The organism is Clostridium tetanomorphum (assembly GCF_017873215.1).
Taxonomy (GTDB): domain Bacteria; phylum Bacillota; class Clostridia; order Clostridiales; family Clostridiaceae; genus Clostridium_AO; species Clostridium_AO tetanomorphum.
The window spans coordinates 30,854-51,389 of the sequence record NZ_JAGGKA010000020.1 but is presented as its reverse complement, the minus strand read 5'-3'; the positions used below and the strand labels follow the sequence as shown (position 1 = coordinate 51,389).

Annotated in this window: 16 protein-coding genes and 1 tRNA gene; 2 read left to right on the top strand and 15 right to left on the bottom strand. The window is 27.2% G+C overall.

Annotated elements, in window-relative coordinates:
• Window positions 1–36: 36 nt before the first annotated feature.
• The 10 genes from rpoN to J2Z24_RS16870 all read right to left on the bottom strand — a co-directional run bounded on the left by rpoN (window position 37) and on the right by J2Z24_RS16870 (window position 10,935).
• Window positions 37–1,392 carry an RNA polymerase factor sigma-54 gene (gene rpoN, locus J2Z24_RS16915; protein WP_173680677.1) on the bottom strand — a complete coding sequence of 452 codons (1,356 nt, stop codon included), beginning with the start codon at window positions 1,390–1,392 and terminating at the stop codon, window positions 37–39.
• A 221-nt stretch (window positions 1,393–1,613) separates the two neighbouring features.
• Window positions 1,614–2,549 carry an ABC transporter permease gene (locus tag J2Z24_RS16910; protein WP_035150831.1) on the bottom strand — a complete coding sequence of 312 codons (936 nt, stop codon included), beginning with the start codon at window positions 2,547–2,549 and terminating at the stop codon, window positions 1,614–1,616.
• Window positions 2,542–3,627 (bottom strand): ABC transporter permease, encoded by a 1,086-nt coding sequence (locus tag J2Z24_RS16905; protein ID WP_035150833.1) that lies wholly within the window; start codon window positions 3,625–3,627, stop codon window positions 2,542–2,544. The genes J2Z24_RS16910 and J2Z24_RS16905 overlap by 8 nt, the downstream gene beginning before the upstream one ends.
• Window positions 3,620–5,164, bottom strand: a complete 1,545-nt coding sequence (locus J2Z24_RS16900; protein WP_035150836.1) for an ABC transporter ATP-binding protein — start codon at window positions 5,162–5,164, stop codon at window positions 3,620–3,622. The genes J2Z24_RS16905 and J2Z24_RS16900 overlap by 8 nt, the downstream gene beginning before the upstream one ends.
• A gap of 80 nt (window positions 5,165–5,244) precedes the next feature.
• Complete coding sequence (locus tag J2Z24_RS16895; RefSeq protein ID WP_035150839.1) at window positions 5,245–6,345, bottom strand: BMP family lipoprotein; 1,101 nt, start codon at window positions 6,343–6,345, stop codon at window positions 5,245–5,247.
• Between the two features lie 360 nt (window positions 6,346–6,705).
• Entirely contained in the window at window positions 6,706–7,545 is an 840-nt protein-coding gene (locus J2Z24_RS16890; RefSeq protein WP_035150842.1) for a DegV family protein, read from the bottom strand.
• 10 nt (window positions 7,546–7,555) lie between these two features.
• Complete coding sequence (trmL, locus tag J2Z24_RS16885) at window positions 7,556–8,023, bottom strand: tRNA (uridine(34)/cytosine(34)/5-carboxymethylaminomethyluridine(34)-2'-O)-methyltransferase TrmL (RefSeq protein ID WP_035150845.1); 468 nt, start codon at window positions 8,021–8,023, stop codon at window positions 7,556–7,558.
• A gap of 114 nt (window positions 8,024–8,137) precedes the next feature.
• Entirely contained in the window at window positions 8,138–9,154 is a 1,017-nt protein-coding gene (gene splB / locus J2Z24_RS16880; RefSeq protein WP_242990730.1) for a spore photoproduct lyase, read from the bottom strand.
• Window positions 9,155–9,281: 127 nt separating this feature from the next.
• Window positions 9,282–10,103: a Cof-type HAD-IIB family hydrolase gene (locus J2Z24_RS16875; protein ID WP_035150852.1), complete on the bottom strand. Its 822-nt coding sequence runs from the start codon at window positions 10,101–10,103 to the stop codon at window positions 9,282–9,284.
• Window positions 10,104–10,182: 79 nt separating this feature from the next.
• A complete protein-coding gene (locus J2Z24_RS16870) occupies window positions 10,183–10,935 on the bottom strand; it encodes an N-acetylmuramoyl-L-alanine amidase family protein (protein WP_035150855.1) in 753 nt (250 codons plus the stop codon).
• 272 nt (window positions 10,936–11,207) lie between these two features.
• Between J2Z24_RS16870 and J2Z24_RS16865 the strand changes: the two genes are divergently transcribed.
• Window positions 11,208–13,244: a methyl-accepting chemotaxis protein gene (locus tag J2Z24_RS16865; protein ID WP_035150857.1), complete on the top strand. Its 2,037-nt coding sequence runs from the start codon at window positions 11,208–11,210 to the stop codon at window positions 13,242–13,244.
• Between the two features lie 97 nt (window positions 13,245–13,341).
• On the opposite strand, the gene J2Z24_RS16860 is transcribed toward J2Z24_RS16865, so the two are convergent.
• The 5 genes from J2Z24_RS16860 to J2Z24_RS16840 form a co-directional block, all read right to left on the bottom strand.
• Window positions 13,342–13,424 (bottom strand) — tRNA-Leu (locus tag J2Z24_RS16860).
• Between the two features lie 85 nt (window positions 13,425–13,509).
• Window positions 13,510–15,738: a transglutaminase-like domain-containing protein gene (locus J2Z24_RS16855; RefSeq protein ID WP_111947593.1), complete on the bottom strand. Its 2,229-nt coding sequence runs from the start codon at window positions 15,736–15,738 to the stop codon at window positions 13,510–13,512.
• A gap of 33 nt (window positions 15,739–15,771) precedes the next feature.
• Complete coding sequence (locus tag J2Z24_RS16850) at window positions 15,772–16,917, bottom strand: DUF58 domain-containing protein (protein ID WP_035150865.1); 1,146 nt, start codon at window positions 16,915–16,917, stop codon at window positions 15,772–15,774.
• A gap of 1 nt (window position 16,918) precedes the next feature.
• Window positions 16,919–17,863 (bottom strand): AAA family ATPase, encoded by a 945-nt coding sequence (locus J2Z24_RS16845; RefSeq protein WP_035150868.1) that lies wholly within the window; start codon window positions 17,861–17,863, stop codon window positions 16,919–16,921.
• 92 nt (window positions 17,864–17,955) lie between these two features.
• On the bottom strand, window positions 17,956–19,338 hold the full coding sequence (locus J2Z24_RS16840) for a VanW family protein (protein WP_035150869.1): 1,383 nt from the start codon (window positions 19,336–19,338) through the stop codon (window positions 17,956–17,958).
• Between the two features lie 134 nt (window positions 19,339–19,472).
• On the opposite strand from J2Z24_RS16840, the gene J2Z24_RS16835 reads away from it, so the two are divergent.
• The gene (locus J2Z24_RS16835) at window positions 19,473–20,513 is read left to right on the top strand and encodes a M42 family metallopeptidase (protein WP_035150872.1); all 1,041 of its coding nucleotides are present in this window, start codon (window positions 19,473–19,475) and stop codon (window positions 20,511–20,513) included.
• The last annotated feature ends 23 nt before the right edge of the window (window positions 20,514–20,536 follow it).

The window sequence follows — 20,536 nt, the reverse complement described above, 5'->3', positions numbered from 1 at the left end:
AGAGATTATTAATTATTTCTCTATCCTCAATTACAATTAATATCTTTTTCTTCCCTTTGATGATTTTATACCCATTTCTTCTCTATATTTTGCCACAGTTCTTCTTGAAATATTCACACCTTTTTCTTGTAGAATATCTGAAATAATTTGATCAGATAATGGATTTTTTTTATCTTCTTTTTGTATTAATTCTTCAATAATTCTTTTTACTTCCTTAGAAGATAAAGCATCACTATTTCCTTTAAATGCTAATCCTGTAGTAAATAAATCCTTTATTTTTATAGTTCCTCTATCTGTATAGATATATTTATCTCTTACAGCTCTACTTATAGTAGATTCGTGCATATCTAAACTATCTGCAATTTCTTTTAATGTCATAGGCTTTAAAAAATTTTCACCATAGTCAAAATATTCCCTTTGAAGTTCTATTATCTTCTCTAATACTTTATATATTGTACTTTTCCTATGTTCTATACTTCTAATTAAAAAAGTAGCACTATCTAATCTATTTTTTACATATTCAACCGCATTTTTATCTTCCTCTTTATTAATTATACCTTTATATAAATTATTTATTGTTAATCTAGGCATAAGATCATCATTCATTATTATATGATATTTATCATCAATTTTTTTTATATAAGCGTCGGGAAGAATATACTTAGTTTCTTCACCTGTATAAAAGCCTCTAGAAGGCTTAGGCTGCAATGTTTTTATAAAGTCTCCATATTTTTGCGCTTCTCTTACATTTACATTTAAATTCTTAGCAATTAAATTATATCTATTTTCAGCAATATCTTCTAAATGTTTTTCTATTATTAAATATAATTTTTCATCTATGATGCCCTTTTTTCTACATTGTATTTTTAAGCATTCCTTTAAATCTCTAGCTGCTATACCATCTGGTTCCAATGTCTGAACAAGCTTTAATGATCTTTCTACATCTTCTATAGAAATCTTCAATTCTTTAGATATATCCTTTAAGCTTTCCCCTAAATATCCCCTTTCATCTATGTTCTCTACAATATAGTAACATGTTAATTTAATGGAATCCTTTACATCAATATCTCTAATTTGCTCTATTAAATATTCCTTCAATGATTTTTTTTCAGATATAAAAGTAAAAGGTGATACTTCCTCATTATCATTTTTAACAAAACTTGAATGATTATAATTATCAAACTCTAAGTACTTTATTATCTCTTTATAATCTAAAGTATTATCTTTTTTATTATCTGTATATTTTATATCAAGAAGAGGATTCTCTTGAGTTTCTTTTTCTACAAGTTTTTGTAGTTCATAGGAAGATAACTGAAGTATCTTTACAGATAATTGCATTTGTTGAGTCATAATTAGTTTTTGTTCTTGAGATATAGATAAGTTAAAATCCATATTCATATAAATAACACCCTTTCATACAACTACATTATACCACCTATTGATTTAATAATGTAGTGAATGGAAATCTTATTAATAATTATATCAAATATAAAAAGGTTTATGTTTAAATATTTATACAATTGTTTTAATTTTTCTTATAAAAATAAAGAATGTAATTAAATTACATTCTTTATTTCATGCCTACATTTAATTTCTTAAAAATTTTTCCTAGATTATCTTTGTCCTTTCTCATAAGGTATTCCATCTGCAGCAGGTGCTTGTGTTTTTCCAACAAAACCAGCTAAAACTAGCATTGTTAGTATATATGGGAATGCTGCATAAAATTCACCTGGTATAGCCCATCCAAAGCCCTTTGCAAAAAGTTGAAATGATTCTGCAAAAGCAAATAATATACATGCCCACATAGCATTTATAGGCTTCCAATTTCCAAATATCATGGCTGCTAAAGCTATAAATCCTCTTCCACTTACCATATTTTCTCTATAAAGATTCATTATCCCTATAGAAAGGGTAGCTCCTCCTAGTCCTCCTAACACTCCTGATAATATTACACAAAAATATCTTATTTTATATACATTTATCCCCAATGTATCAGCAGCCTTTGGATGTTCTCCTACTGATCTTATTCTTAATCCTAATGGAGTTTTATATAATACATAATGAGATATAAACACTAATATTAGTGCTATAAATACAAACCAATTCAATTCACCTAAAATTGATCCTATTATGGGAATTTTAGCCATAGTTTCAGAAGGATATGGTATTGAATTTACAACGCTTGTTTGTGAATTTGTTTTGAAGAATTTAACTATTAAATAGCTGGTTAAAGCTGCTGAAAATACATTTATACCAACACCAGACACAACTTGGTCTGCCTTTAAATGAACACTTAAATATGCATGTATTAAAGCCATAATAGAACCAGATATAATAGCAAATAATATACCTATCCATGGATTACCTGTAAGCTCTGAACCAAGCACTGCAAAAAATGCTCCTGCAGTCATAATACCTTCAAGGGCTATATTTACTACTCCGGACTTTTCTGAGAAAACTCCTCCTAATGCGGCAAATATTAAAGGTGTTGCAGACCTTAATGTAGCTGCTATAATAGTAACTAAACCTATAACTATCGAGCTATTCATTTATTAAAGCCCCCTTTTTTCTTTTATCTGCTATTAATTTAAATAAATATTCTCCTGCTATAAATAAAATTATTATACCTTGTATTAGATATACTATAGTTTTTGGTATACCATATAGCATTAATGTACCTGAACTATAGTTTAATGCTGCAAATAAAATTGCAGAAAATATTACGCCAATAGGGTTACTTTTAGCAACTAAAGCTACAGCTATACCATCCATACCAAAATTAGTAAATCCAAATAATTGTATAGATTGATGCTGAACTCCCATTATATGCACAGCACCCCCTATACCTGCTATAGCTCCTGAAATAACCATAGCTAAAATTATATTTTTCTTTATACTAATACCACCGTATTCTGCCGAAGAAGGACTAAGTCCTACAGCTCTTATTTCATATCCTATAGTAGTTTTCCAAAGTAATATATAAACTAAAAAAGCAAGTATTATCCCAATAAATATACCTACACTTAACCTGTTATTAGGTCCTAAAAATCTATATAATGTAGCAGATTCTTTAATTAAAGGTGTACTTGCAGAACCTGGTTTGTGAAATGGTCCCATTACAAAATAATTTGTTAAATGCATAGCTACAAAATTCATCATAATAGTATTAACAACTTCATTTGTACCAATTTTCGCTTTCAAATATCCAGGAATAGCACCCCAAAATGCTCCTCCTAATATTCCTGCTAATAATGTAATTACTATATGAATTGGAGCTGACATACCTGGAATCAATGCTACTAATGTGGATATAGTCATACCCATAATAAATTGACCTTCTACACCTATATTAAATAATCCTGTCTTAAAAGCCACTGCATGAGCAAGGCCAGTAAATATAAGTGGTGTAGCAAATACTAAAGTTTCTATGAAATTTACTTTTGTTCCAAAACTACCCTTCCATATAGAACTAAATAATAATTTTGCAGATGCACCAAATCCATAATCTTTAGCCCACATTACAAAAAATACAGAAATAATTAAAGCTATTATAATAGATATTAAGGATACAGAAAAATTTCTTAAAAGTGCAAGTTTTCTAATATAATTTCCTTTTTCCTCATTCATTTTTCTTACCTCCTTCTGCATCTTTGTGTAATGTTCCTCCTGCCATAAGTATTCCAAGTTTTTGTTCCGTAACTTCTTTTCCATCTAAAATATCTACAATTTCTCCATCATATATAACAGCTATTCGATCAGACAATGACATTACTTCATCTAATTCTAGAGATACTAATAAGACCCCTCTTCCCCTATCTCTTTCCTCAATTAGTCTTTTGTGTATATACTCAATGGCTCCTACATCTAATCCTCTAGTAGGTTGTGCTGCAATAATCATATCAGGATCTTTTTCAATTTCTCTTGCTACTATAAGTTTTTGTTGATTTCCTCCCGATAATGCTGAGGCTGAAACGTCTTCATTTGGGGTTCTTACATCAAAATTTTTAATTAAACTGTTTACATGTTTTCTTATATTTTCATAGTTCATCATTATTCCTTTTGCAAAAGGATTTCTATAATGAATTCCTAAAATGGAATTCTCTAATAATGAATATTTAAGTACTAGTCCTCTTTTATGTCTATCCTCTGGAATATGTCCTACTCCTAATTCTGTTATATCCTTAGTACTTTTTCCTAAAATACTTTCATTTTTGAAGATAATGTTTCCCTCTGTAGCCTTTCTAAGTCCTACTATAGTTTCAATTAATTCGGTTTGACCATTCCCATCTACTCCTGCAATTCCTAAAATTTCTCCAGCTCTTAATTCCAGATTTACACCTCTTAATGCTGGTAGTCCTCTATGATCTAAAGCCTTTAAATTTTCAATTTTTAAAATTGTATCTCCTACTTTAGCTTTATGTTTTTCTACTACTAAATTAACTTTTCTTCCCACCATCATTTCTGCAAGTCCGTCTATATCAGTATCTTTTGTTTTAACAGTATCTATATATTTTCCCCTTCTTATTATAGTTACCCTATCACTCATACTCATAACTTCTTTAAGCTTATGAGTTATTAAGATTATAGACTTTCCTTCCTTAACTAAATTCTTTAATATTACTCCAAGTTCTTGTATTTCTTGTGGAGTTAATACTGCTGTAGGTTCATCTAGTATTAAAATTTCTGCCCCCCTATATAAAGCCTTTAAAATTTCAACCTTTTGCTGCTGTCCTACAGTTATATCTTCAATTATAGCTTTAGGGTCAATATTAAATCCATATTTATCTGCTAATTCTTTAGTATTCTTCTGTGCTTTAGCTATATCTATACTTATAGTTCCTTTTTTAGGCTCCTGTCCAAGTACCATATTTTCAGCTACTGTAAAGTTATGAACTAACATAAAATGTTGATGTACCATACCTATCCCAAGTTTTATGGCATCCTTAGGATTTTTTATATCTACCTTTTGTCCATTTATATATATTTCCCCAGATTCTTGCTGATAAAGACCGTATAATACATTCATTAGGGTAGTTTTACCTGCTCCGTTTTCTCCAAGAAGAACATGTATTTCTCCCTTTTCCAATTCAAAATCTACATTATCATTAGCTACAGTTCCTGGGAAAATTTTTGTGATACCTTTCATTTCTACAACCTTTCCCATTTTAGTCCTCCTTCCCATTGTTTTAACTCTAACTATTTTTATAAAAAGGCTAGATGCATAAGCACCTAGCCTGCTGTTAACTAAATCTGAGGAGCCTTAAATTTTAAAAGTTCTTTTCTTGTTCCTGGTACCTTAAACTTATCAGCTTTTATAGCTTCCTTATACTTATCAGATAATTCTAGTGATTCCTTAGTAACCTTTTGATTTATTGTTGGTGCTATTCCAACTCTGTCTTCCTTTATTCCAAGTACTTTATGTTCTCCACCTTTAAAACTTCCATCTTGTATTGATTTTATTGTATCAATAACAGATGCTCCTACTTTCTTTTCCATAGAAATGAGTATCACATTTTTATAATCTTTTAATTTTGGATCTGCTGCCTGGTCAGAGTCAACACCTATAGCCCATTTATTCATTTCTTTGGCAGCCTTAAATAATCCTAACCCTGCTCCTCCAGCTGCATGGAACACTATATCACACCCACTGTTGTAAAGCATCTTTGCTCCTTCAATACCTTTTTGCTGATCATCAAATGAATCAATATATTTAACATTCTTTCCTGGAGTCTTTTCATCTATAGGCATTAATAATTTTCCTGCTTCTGGATTAACTGACATAACACCAGCTGCAAATCCACATTCAAATCTATTTATGACAGGGCCTTCCTTTCCACCTATGAATCCAACTTTATTAGTTTTAGTCATCTTTCCCGCAATAACTCCAGCAAGGAAAGAGCCTTCCTCTTCTTTGAAAGTTATTGAAAGTGTATTTCCAGTTTTAACTTCTGCATCAACTATTAAGAATTTTTTATTCGATATCTGACTGGAAACGTTTTGCATAGCTTGCTCCATCATGAAGCCACAACCTACTACTAAATCTGCTGCTCCAGCCATAGTTTTTAGATTTGGCTCATACTGTTCCTGCTGCTTTGATTCAATTGCATTTATTTGCTCAATTCCTAAATCTTCAACTGCTTTCTCAATACCTTTGTGAGCGGATTGATTGAAAGAACCATCGTTAACTCCACCTTGATCTGTAACAAGTCCAACCTTTAATTTTTGTTCCTGTTTTTCTGGTTCTTTTCCACCTTCTGGTTTCTTCTCTGCACCACCACAGCCTGCGAATAGTGAAACTGACATCACAGTAGCCGCTAATAGAGATAATACTCTTTTCTTGTTCATTTAAATACCCCTCCTATAAAGTTATATAATAAAAAATTTTTAAACAGTACTATAATATTCTACAAATATTATAAATTTCCTCCTATACACTATTATTGTAATAAATCCAATTGATCCTAATATAATTTTATCATTAACTGGTAATTTTAACAATTGATTGTAAAATTAATTTCAATTAAACTGTTTCAAAAATCAGCTTTATACATATTCTTCAATAAACTAGTTATTTGTAATTTAATTGATTTTATTCTTAACATTATGCTAAAACGTTTTCAATATACTATTGTTAAATTCATAATATATTTAAAAAGTATGTATTGCTTGTTTATTAATACAATACATACTTTTATATATATAATTTTAATAATTTTCAATAAAGAATACTCCACAAGCATTTTTACCTGCATGAACTCCTACAACACATCCTACTTCACATTCTATAAATTCATGTTGTTTTTCTTTCAAATTTTCTCTTAAATTGTCTAAAATATCTTTATTATCTATGTGAAGTAATATAGAAGGCTCATTATCTTTTATGCCTACCTTGTCTAAATAATCCATTATATATCTTATAGCTTTTTTACTGCCTCTAACCTTGTCTATAACTACCATCTCACCATTATCTACAGCTAGTATTGGTTTTATTCCTAGTATGTTTCCAATTATTCCAGCTGTTCTAGATAATCTCCCTCCTTTTACTAGATTATCTAGATACTCAAAAGCAAGTACACTTTTTACATGTGGAATAGCTTTTAGTATTTCTTCTTCAATTTTATCTACACTTAATCCTTCTTCATTCAGTCTAGCAGCTTTTAAAACTAATAGGCCTAATCCTGAAGTTACATTTAAGGAATCTATAATTCTTATGCAATCAGTTTGTAACATATCTCTAGCAATACAAGCTGACTGATATGTTCCACTCATTTTTGATGATAAGTGTATTGATATTATTTTATATCCTTCTGATATATAATTTTTATAACACTCCAAAAATCTTTGTGGATTTACTTGAGCTGTACCTGGAAATTCTTCAGAGCTTTCCATTTTCTTTAATAATGTACTAGTATTTATATCTATTCCATCTATATAAGTTTCTTCTCCGAAAGTTACTAATAAAGGTAAAACTTCTATTTTATATTTCTCAACTATATTTTTTGGTAGGTCTGCTGTACTATCTGTTATTATCTTTATCTTATCCATGTACTCCCCCCTATTTCATATTCGGGAAATTCATCTGCCTTAAAGCTTCGTAAGCAACTACAGCTACTGTATTTGAAAGATTTAAAGATCTTGTAGTAGTATTTATCATAGGTACTCTTATACATTTATCTGGATCACTATCTCTTATATAATCAGGTAATCCAGAGGATTCCCTTCCAAATACAATAAAATCCCCCTCTTTAAATTTAACATCACTATAAAAATTACTTCCATGTGTTGTTGAAAAATAAAAATTTCCATTTTTATATTTATTTCTTAAATCTTCATAGGTTTCATGAACTTCTATATCCAAATAAGGCCAATAATCAAGTCCAGCTCTCTTTAAGTGCTTTTCATCCAAACTGAATCCTAACGGCTTTATTAAATGAAGTTTGCAATCTGTAAGTACACAGGTTCTGGCTATATTTCCAGTATTCTGTGGGATTTCTGGTTGAAATAATACTATATTTAGCTTCAATTGTATTCCCCCTTGTACTAAATAAATTGAATTATGGTTCACATAAATATATTACTCTATTATATGAAAATAGTAAAGCTATTAGATATATTTTCTTATAATGTTCAAACTAACTTAAATAATATATTTTATATTTCCTTCTCCAAAAAGTTCTTTTATATTCTTCTCAAAAAATTTCTTCATATTTTTTAGCTGTTCATCATTATACATATATTTACCATATCCAAATTGACCAAATTTAAATTTTCTAATTTCCTCTTCCATAGGAAGACTTGTTTTAGGATATATATCTAAAATATTTTCTTTTGCTCTTTTAGTAAACCTATGGGATATAATTTCAAATTCTAAACTTATATCTTTAAAATTACTCTTTATAAACTTTAAAATATTATAATATTCTTCTTCCCATCCTTCATATATGAAAACTGGAGCTATTATAAATCCTAACGGATACCCACTATTACTAATCTTTTTAGCAGCATCTAACCTTTCTTTTAAACTAGGAGTTTTATGTTCAAATTTTGATATTATATTTTCAGTATTTATACTAAATCTCACCTGCGTTCTTCCATTATGATTTAAATTTAAAAGGCTATCTATATCAGTATATTTTGTGACAAATCTAAACTTAGAATACTCATTTCTACCAAAGTATTCTATAGATTTCTTTAAAGCACTACTATATGATTCAACAGGAACAGGGTCAGAGGTAGCTGCCCCTTCAAATATAGTTATATCAGGCTTTCTTTCTTCTATATATTCTTCAGCTTTATTTAATATTTCCTCAATATTTACATGTATTTTAATATAAGGCTTTTTACCCATTTGAGTATTTAAATAACAATATTCACACATCCCCATGCATCCGCTTACTATAGGAAGTTGATAATTAGCAGATGGTTTACATGACTCAAACTTGAAAGTTTTTCTTACTCCTACTACCAAAGTATTCTTTCCCTCAAAATATTTTTCATTACTTGTTTTGCCAGGTATTCCAGTGATTCTGCCATTTTTCGAATAAAGTATTTCTATATCTTCTCTTTTAAATCTGTATAATAACCTTTCTCCAATGTCATAATTTAAAGCATTTTCTTCAAAAATTACTCTTTTAGGAATAAACATACCATACACCTCCATATATTAGTATGTTTATCAAAATCATATTTTATCCGTTCAATACCAAGACTAACTCCCGCTTAAAAAAACGGGAGTTAGTCTCATTTTCATTATATGTTTTCACTTAAAATTAAAGAGGTTTTTATAAAATAAACTTTTCTATGGCTTCACCTACACCTGATTGGTCATTAGTAGAAGTTATATAATCCGCATTATCTTTTACTAAATCATTTCCATTACCCATAGCTACACCAAATCCTGCAAATTTTATCATAGATAAATCATTTTCACTATCACCTATACACATTACTTCTTCCCTATTTAATTTATAATGATTTGCAAGAATTTCAACGGCCTTACCCTTTGATACTCCTTTTGCCATAACTTCTATGTTATTTTCAAAGGAACTGACCACTTCCAAATCTTCTATCTTTAAAAGTTCGTCTTTCGCTAATTTTAACTTTTCGTAATCCTTATCTACTATTATACATTTTAATATTTCATCACCATATTTTTCAAAAACTTCTGGCCAATTAGAAGACACTTCTATTTTAATTCTTCTATCTTCTGGAAGTGTTTCATTCATTTTTGAGTAAAACTTTGATGAGTTAACTAACTTTTCTGTAAATATGCCATTATAACTATTAAAGTGAGGATACATATCATACTTTTTTATTACTTTTAGTACTTTTTTGCAATTGTCATAACCTAAAATATTTTTATGTATAACTTTATCAGTATTTTTATCCCTTATATAAGCTCCATTTGAAGCTATTATTGGAGTTTTAACGCCTAAAAGATCTGCATAATAGTTTGCAGACACAAATAACCTACCTGTACTAACAGCTACTTGCACACCTTTTTCTGTTGCTTTTTTTATAGATTGTAAATTTTTTTCACTTATTTCATTATTACTATTAAGCAAAGTACCATCCATATCAATACATACCAATTTATATGCCAATTAACAACATTCCCTTCCTCTTTTATTGCTCTATATGTTATTATAACAGAAAATTTATATTTGATTTTTACTATATATATTAGATTTTGCTCATAATATAATTAATAATACCTTTGGCAATGTTTTCACCTGTACTTTTTAATATTTTTTCGTCTTGAAGCTTGTTTCTATCACCTGGATTAGTTATAAATCCACACTCCACTAAGGCACAAGGTGAATTACTATATCTTAGTACTGCTATATTCTGCTTTCGAATTCCCCTATCATACCATATTCCATCCATAACGCTTTCTTTTTGTATAGTTTCTGCTAATTGTATTCTTTCCTCATTTTGAAATCCATTCACATCATAATAATAAGTGCTTATGCCATTATATTTACTTTCCTTAAAAGAATTGACATGTATTGATACAAAAACTTCCGGACCTATATTATTCACAAACTTACCTATTTCTTTTAATGGAATTAATTTATCATCTTCTCTTGTCATAAATACTTTAATTCCTTTTTTCTCAAGATATTTTTTTGTATGAAATGCTATTTTTAAATTAATATCTTTTTCATATAAATTCCCTATACTAGTCCCTTTATCTTTTCCACCATGCCCTGGGTCAAGTACAATTACCTTATCTGATAGTTTGTCCATTTTCTTTTCACTTCTTAAAGACATTTTGTTCTCTTCCAATGTATCTTTTTTCTCTGCTAAAACTATATTAGTTTCTGAATTAATTAATATAATTCTACTAAGTCTAGTATTGGTATTCAAAAATAATAGTATTAACAAAATAGAAAAAATACAAGGAATTAAACCTTTCTCCTTATTTTTTGCCATAGTTAATCACTATCCCTCTTTATGTAATTATATTTTTTATTATACATTGTTTGGTATTTTTTTACAACTACACATTATTAAATAATTGTTCTACATACTTTTTTATATATTCTATATAATATAAATCTCTACATACTTTTTATAATTTATGGCAAAAAATAAGTTAAAAAAAGTAAAATAATTCAGAAAATTATGATATAATAGTTACAAATATACTTCCGTTCCTTAAGTATTTAAAAATAATATACTTGTACAAAGGAGGATTAATTAAAATGAAACTTAATAAAAGCATAACAAATAAAATTCTTCTAGCATTCTTTAGTTTAATAGTTATTGTATTCTTTTCTACTGGGGCTATAGTTGATAATTATGTAAAAAAAATAGTTATAGATAACTCAGAAAAGTCTTTATCAAACGATGCAACAATTCTTTCAAAAAATATTGATGACTTTTTTTCTAAAAATAAAGATATAGTAGAACTCTTATCCTCTAATCAAAATATCCTTGATTATTTAAATGAAGTTAAAACTAAAGATAATGTAAAATTAAGCAATAAATATACAAATATAGTTAAAACTTTAGCCAATATAAAAAACTCTAATAAAAATTTATCCTTAGTTTATATAGTATTCGATAATGCTAATTATATAATAACTAATGATGAATGGAAAGCTCCTTCAGATTGGAATTTACATTCAAGGCAATGGTATATAGATACAGTAGCTGCTGGAAAACTCTTTTTTACAGATCCCTATGTGGATAAAGTTACAGGTAAAATGGTAGTTAGTGCTACAGTACCCATATTTGATAAAAACAAAAAATCTCTAGGAGCAGTTGGTATTGATATATTAATAGATGAATTGCCTGCTATTATGTCAAATTATAAAGTAGGTGATACTGGCTATGCTGTACTTGTAGATAAAAAAGGAACTGTTATGTATCATCCTGATAAATCTAAAATATTAAAAGATAACATTGCTAAATATGAAGGGACTCTTGGACAAATTGGTAAAAGAATGATAAAAGGTGAGACTGCTGTTGTTGGATATAGTTTTGAAAACACAGATAAATATTTTGCATCAGCTCCAATAACATCCAATGGATGGTCTGTAGGTGTTATTATTAATAAAGATGAGGTATTATTAAAACTTAATTCTTTAAATAAAATATTAATATTAATATATATAATAAGTGCTATAATTTTATTACTAATATCATTATTTATTATTAAATATCTATTAAAAGACATTCCAAAATTATTAAACTTAATAAATAAAATCTCTCAAGGTGATTTAACCTCAAGAGAAATAATAAAATCCAGAGATGAAATTGGCGAAATTAGTAATGCAATTAATAATATGGCTAGTAATCTTCAAACTTTAATTGAAGGTATTTCCTCAAATAGTCACGATGTTAGTGCTAGTGGTCAAGAACTTTCTGCTACTATTGAAGAAGTAAACTCACAAATACAAAATATTAATTCTAGTACTCAACAAATTGCTGCTGCTATGGAGGAAACAAGTGCTTCTACAGAAGAAATGAATGCATCTGGATTAGAAATTAAAAATATTTTAGATAATCTAAAAGAAAAATATTTAGAAGGTAATAATTTTGCAAATGAAATTAAATCTAAATCATATAGTATGAAAATAGATTCTGAAAATGCTAAAACCACTGCATTAAACATATATAAGGAAAAACAAGTTGAAATTTTAAAATCTATAGAAGATGGTAAAGTAGTTGAGAAAATTACAGATATGGCTAAAATTATAGCTGATATAGCAGAAAAAACTAATCTCTTAGCTTTAAATGCTTCTATAGAAGCTGCAAGAGCTGGTGAACATGGAAAAGGATTTGTAGTAGTAGCAGAAGAAGTTGGAACATTAGCTTCCCAATCTACTAAAACTGCATCTAATATTGAAAGCACAGTTTTACAAGTGAAACAAGCTTTTGAAAATCTATCTAATAATTCACATAGTTTATTAGGTTTTATGGATGAGAAAGTGGTGTCTGATTATAATACAATGATAGAAAGATCTGAATTGTCTCTAAAAGATTCAGAAGCAATTGCTGATTTAGTAGGTAATTTAACGAAACGTTCTGAGGAAATTACACTTTCAATGGATGAATTAATATCAGCAATAGATGCAGTAGCTCATGCAGTTACAGATGTTACTGCTAATATTTCTAATATATCACAAACAATTAATCAGACAACGGAAGCTTTTGATGAAGTTAGCAAAGTAGCAGAAAACCAATCAGAATTGGCTCAGAACTTAAATTCAACTATAGGTAATTTCCAAATTTAAATATTGGATTTTATAAGTATTAAATACCTCTATGTACTAGATTTAATAGTCTAGTACATAGAGGTATTATTAAATTTCTTATTCATATATAAAGCTTTGGTGCGGATAACAGGATTTGAACCTGCACGGTTTCCCACCAGAACCTGAATCTAGCGTGTCTGCCAATTCCACCATATCCGCATCTTCTTTTATCTATTTAAATATTATATCACATACAAAAGTTATTTTATAGTATACAAACCATTTTATTGAAATTCATTCTATATTATATTGTAATAAATTTAGTGAAATAATATCTTGATATACCTTGTATATTTTTTATATAGTTTTCTATAAAATTATATAACTCTTTTTTCTTATTTATATCTAATAATTTATGGCTATTACCGTAAAATTCTTCATATACGTATTCTACTATTTCATTCATTTTTAATTTTAGCACTACATCTTCTATTCTCTTAACAAATTCTTTGTCTCCTTCATTTTCCATTTTACTTATGTTTAATACTTTAAGCCTTTCAACCATATATAAATATAATGGTATTATACTTTGCGATTTAATTATTTTTTTTCTTTTAATTATAATTACTATTATTCTTATAATAATTAAACTACTTATCATTGCAAAAACAATTAAATAAATATAGTTATTTTTCATTCTGCTTTCTTCATGTTGTTCTCTTATATTATTTTCTTTAATATTTTCTATATCCTTTTTATAATTTTCATTAGATTTAGTAATTTCATGACTCTCATTTTTTGTTTCTCTATGTTCTTCTCTTTCTATTTGCAATGGTGCTGATGGTACTGCATCAAATATAGACCAATTATTACTAAGTGGATCCAATAATATCTCCGTCCATGCATGAGCGTTTTTATCACTTACTATAAATAATCCATTTATATCTTTATCATAAGTCATATTAAAGCCTTCCACATATCTGGCAGGTATTCCAGCTATTCTGCACATTATCGTGGCTGCTGTTGCAAAATAAGTACAATACCCTTTTTTCTCTGTAAACAAAAAATAATCTACAAATTCCTTTCCTTTAGGCACCTCAGATACTTGTAAAGAATAGTTAAAATTTTTCTGTAAATAGTCATATATTTTAAAGACTTTTCCTCCTGGATTTTTCTCTCCTTTTGTTATATCTTCTACTAAAGAATACACTCTTTTAGGTATATTCTCTGGTATCTGTAAATAAATATCATATTCTTTAAACTTCTCTTTCTCTAAACTTAACATCCTTTTATATCCATAATCCATTATTTCTTTAATCTTATCTCGTTTATCTTCATCCTGATTTATTAAAGAATATTTAAAATTATCATTATAAAATTCTATAATATACTCTTTCTCTATTAAATTATTAGATATAAAATTATTGTCTTTATTGTAAAAAGCCTTTTTCCCTTTTGTTTCTATACGTCTAGTATACATAGGGGTAAAAAAAGTAGCCGTTCTTATATAAGTTGGATAAATAATTAAATAATCTAACTTAGAATCTCTAATTATAGAAAACAAATTTCCAGCTTTAGGTTTTAAAAATGTATTTTTATATGATACACTTTGAAAATTATCTTGTAAATTGTCCCATGAAAAACCATCATAATATTCCTTACTCGTTCCTCTTAAATAGTAAGGTCTATCCCCTTTTACTTTAAAAGCCTCTCTATTACTTATACTAATAGAACCTCCTAGTTTTTTACTTGTATTATCATATCCAGAATATCCAATATTATATTCATGTTCTACATCTACTTTCCTTATAGAAAACTTGTCAATAAATTTATTTACTTTTTTATTATCATATCTTCCCTCTATTTCCTTAGGCAAAAGAAGTTGAACTGACGACAATATCATTGCTAATACTATAGCATATAGTATTATAGTATTATATGCTACATATATATTTAATCCTTTATTCTTCGTTTCTTCTACATTTCTTATGTAAGTACTTACAAAGTAAGTTACACTACTTATCAAAATATAATAAAAAGTATATTCCTTTATTATAGTTTTATATCCGTAATACCAAAAAAATATTATTATACAAAAATTAAATAATAATATAAAATTAAAAAATATTTTATCAATACACCATAAAGTGAAAAATGTTAATATAGGTATTATAAAAGCAGATAACAATCTAAATTTATAAAAATCTGTTTGCTGTCTATTATATATATTGTTATTTAAGTCCATTATATAATTCATATTCTTTAACAATATACCTTGAAAATATTGTTTATTATAATAAAACAATAGTATTAAAATTATTACAATACATATAATTATTAAAAATTTATAAAAAGTATTATTTATAAAAAAACTATTTATATAATATATAATTACACTTATAATGAAAAGTATTGTTAAATACATATATGAAACATTATTTATTTTAAAACACTTTTCAGTTATTTTTATTATAAATAAAATATTTAAATATATTAAAGATAAATAAATTATATTTTTTTTAAAACTTTCCATATTAATTACTTCCTCAATGTACCTTTTTTATCTTTATGAATAAATCTTTCTAATATCTACACACTTTATATAAAATTGTTTCAATGAAATTATGTTGTCAAAATTCTCAGAATGATTACTATAATAAAATACCTCTACTTTATGTTTCATTATACTTAAAAATATTAATTTCTCCTTTAATTCTTTACTAATTTTAGGTGTTATAACAACTATGTTTTTGTAATCACTAATTTTATCAATTATTAAATTAGGAAAATTGCTTTTTCCTTGGCTTTTATGAGTAATAAAATATTCCATTAATTCATAAAAATCTTTCTTTGTTCTTATGTAAAAGCTTTTTTGTTCATAATTTGAAATGTTAATATTAACTTTTGTACCATTAATTCTCATAGTATTAACTAATGAAACACATAGGCTTATTAATTTTTCTTCTACTTCATTATGATATTGTAAAGAATAATCTTCTTTATTCATATTTAAAAAGATAATAACTCTTCCTCCTGAAACAGTGTCTTCATTCTTTACATATAATTCTCCATGCTTAGCACTTATTTTCCAATGTATCTTTTTTAAATTATCTCCCATCCTATACTTTCTTATATCTGTTGTAAGATACTCTTCTTCAATTTTTCCCCTTTCATTTATAATAGCTTTAGTTAGATCTTTATCATATAGATCAATAAATTCTGCAGAATAAACCTTAGGATATACTTTTATAATACGTTCATTATTTAATATATTTGTAAAGGTTAAGATTGAAAAAATGTCTTTTATAGATATATTAAACTGTCCAAAATTATATAAACCTCTTTCATTAAATACTATATTTTCTTTTAATCTTTTATTTTCATAAGTCTTTAAACTTACTAAATTACCTCTATAGCTCTTATCTAATTTATACATAATTTTATTATTTATTTCCATATAAGCTATAGGTAGAAAACTATAGTTTTTAATAACTGTTGTAATTTCTGTTTCCTTAAAAGTATTAAAAATATCTTCTTGAAATTCTACATTTATTTCTATACTTTTCATTATAATTTTCATATATATTAAAGAAAAAATTATAGCTAATAAAAATCCATAAAAAATAGAATAAGATAAATATCCTCCTGTTAAGTAAGCATAAATAAAAGAAACTACTGTGAAAAAAATAAACTTTTTATTTATTTTAATCATATTATTTTCCTTTTACTTTAGGTACTGGTAACATTTTTAATATATCTTTGATTACCATTTCTTCAGTATAATTATTTGATCTTCCATAAGGAGACAATATTATTCTATGACTTAAAACTCTAACTGCATTTTCTTTTATATCTTCTGGTATAACATAGTTTCTTTCATTTATTAAAGCAGAAGCTTGACATATTCTTAAAAGTGATAAAGATGCTCTAGGGCTTACCCCTAAACTTAGATATTTGTTGTCTCTTGTACTCTCCGCTATATTTACTATATAAGAATTAATTTCATCTGATACATAAATGTCTTTTGCTCTTTTTTGTAAATTTATTATATCCTCAGCTTTAGCTATGCTACTAATGCTTTCTAAAGGATTAGCAGTTCTATATATTTTTAACATTTTATTTTCATAACTCTTTTCTGGATACCCTATGTTTACTTTAATTATAAATCTATCTAATTGAGCCTCTGGTAGTGTAAAAGTTCCTTCATATTCTATAGGATTTTGAGTCGCTAAAACTATAAAAGGTTCTTCTAATTTGTATGTAGCATTTCCTTCAGATACTTGTTTTTCTTCCATAACTTCAAGGAGAGCTGCTTGAGTTTTAGGTGAAGTTCTATTTATTTCATCTGCTAAAACTATATTAGAAAATATAGGCCCTTTTTTAAATTCAAATTCCATGCTTTTTTGATTATAGATAGAAACTCCTAATATATCTGAAGGAAGTAAATCTGGCGTAAATTGAATTCTTCTATAAGAAAGACTTAACGATTTAGCTAACGCTTTTACTAATGTAGTTTTTCCAACTCCCGGAACATCTTCTATAAGTATATGTCCATTAGCAATTATCCCTTTTATTATGTTATAAATCTCATATTCTTTTCCTATTATTACTTTTTCTATATTAAAAACTATCTCTTTTATTAAATTTCTTTCTTCCATAGTCTAACACTCCTTTACAATCTTACAGATATTATACACTATAAATTAAAAAGAAGGTTGTACATTATATTAGTAATGCACAACCTTTTTTGTTATTTTTTCTTAGTTCCAACTTTTATCAATCCTTCAACTGGTCTATAAAAGTCATCTGATATAAGTTCTGTATTTATTAATTTATCATTTTCATAAGTATTTTTACTCACTTTTACCTTGAAACCTGTATACGGCTTTTGTACAATTTCTTCTTGTCCTACTGGGATATTTGGATCATTAATAGTTTTTGTAGTAGTTTCTATTTTAGAATATATATCTGTAGCTAAATCGTACCTTCTAATAGCTAACTGTGAATTAGAATAAACATTAAATATTACATTTCCCCCACTAGTTATTCCTTCAATATATATAGGATAGGATAAAGTATTTTTAAATTTATAGTCTATATTTCCCCAATCTACTGTGGCATCTCTTCCTAAAGGTACATAACTAGAAGGTAACGTATGATGTGCCCTTTCTGTAGCTTTTATATTAGTCTTAAGTATAGCATTATACAAAGTAGAAGACACTTGACATATTCCCCCTCCAAGTCCCGAGTCCACTTGATTTCCTACTAAAACCGGCGCTGGTTGATAACCTCTAGCTTCGGTTCTTTCGCCTACAACTCCATTAAAGCTAAATGTATCTCCTGGCATCAATACAGTTCCATTTATACTTTTAGTAGAAACTTGAATATTGTTTGCTCTTTGAGGAGAAGATATAGATCCATAATCCGTTGAAAAAGAAGCTATTAAGGTATTTATGCCACCTAACTTATCTTTAGTTATATGAGGTTTTATATCTTCTATTTCAGCGTTTATTTCTACGTCCTTTCCAATAGTTCCATCAATTTCACTTATAGCATTTTCTAAAAGCTTGTCTCTCTTTAATTTTTTACCCATTTTTTCAGGCGTTATATCAAATCCTACACTACTTTTACTAATTTTAGCATCTAATGGATTTGAATTCACCTCTTTTTCTATATTTGAAATAAGTTCTTTTATTGGCTTATCATTATATGAAAAATTCAATTTAACTAATTTTTTACTTGAATCTTTTATTAATTTATATTTACTAAATAAATTTAGATTTTTTCCATAGGAATAAACCTGTTGTACAACATTATCTACATCATATTTAGCATTTATTTTACTAAAAGCTAATGAATAATTCTTATTTGGAGTTTTTATTACTAATTTTTTATTAATTACTCTATCACTATATTGCTCTTTTATAATTTTTTTAACTTCTTCAAGGTTTTTACCAGATAAATTTGTATTTTCTACTATTATTCCTGGATAAACTAAGTTATCATAATGTTTTACATAATTATACATATAAGTTATACCTGCTGCACTAGAGCCTAATAAAATTATTCCTAATAAAACAAATGTTATTATAAGTGCTTTTTTCTTAGATTTAGGTTTTTTTTTCTTTACCATACGCATCACCTCTTAATTTACACTTATTAATTATACTATAAATAATTATTTATACAATAATTGTTGTATTTTTGTAACATGAAAGTTTTTACTATGATAGAATATATATGTAAGTATGCATAAGGAGTGATTTTATGAATTACAATGAAGATAAAATTAAGTATTATCTTAAAAATATTTTAACTATTCCAAGTCCTAGCGGATTTACAGAGAAAGTTATGGATTATATAAAAGAAGAGTTACATATATTAAATGTTCCCTATTCAGTTACCAACAAAGGTGCTATCATTGTTACTTTACAAGGTGAAAATAGTAATTACGAAAAGGTTTTCTCGGCACATATAGATACTTTAGGTGCAATGGTTAAATCTATAAAATCTAATGGCTGCCTTTCCTTTGTTCCTGTAGGTGGTTTTATGATGAATTCTATTGAAGGTGAAAATTGTACTGTAGAAACTCTTGATGGCAAAAAAATTACTGGTACTATTCAAAGTATTAAGCCTTCTGTCCATATAAGTGGCAATGAAGCTAGAGAGCTGAAACGAATCCCAGAAAATATGGAAATAGTTCTTGATGAAAAAGTATCTTCTAAAGATGATACAAAAAAACTTGGTATAGACGTAGGTGATTATATATACTTTAACACTAGGACTATATTTACTTCTAATGGTTTTATAAAAAGCAGACATTTAGATGACAAAGCTAGTGCTGCTATCTTACTTTATGCAATAAAATATTTGGTAGAAAATTCAATTAAACTCCCTTATAATACTAGTTTTTTTATAAGCAACTATGAGGAAGTTGGTCATGGAGCTTCAGCATCTCTTCCAAAAAATTCAAAAGAATTTATATCTGTTGATATGGGCGCTCCAGGTCTTGATCAAAATTCTTCAGAATATGCAGTATGTATTTGTGCAAAAGACTCTTCAGGCCCTTATGATTTTCAGTTAAGAAAAAAATTAGTAGGTTTATGTAAAGAAAAAAGTATTCCATATAAAGTAGATATATATCCTCACTATGGCTCTGATGCATCTGCAGCTTTAAAAGCTGGTTGGGATATAAAAACCGCTCTAATTGGAACTGGAGTTTTTGCTTCTCATGGATATGAGAGAACACATATGGAAGGTATTTTGGCAACTTTAGATTTGATAATTAAGTATTGTGAAATAAAATAATTTATAATAATTTTAAAAAGCCT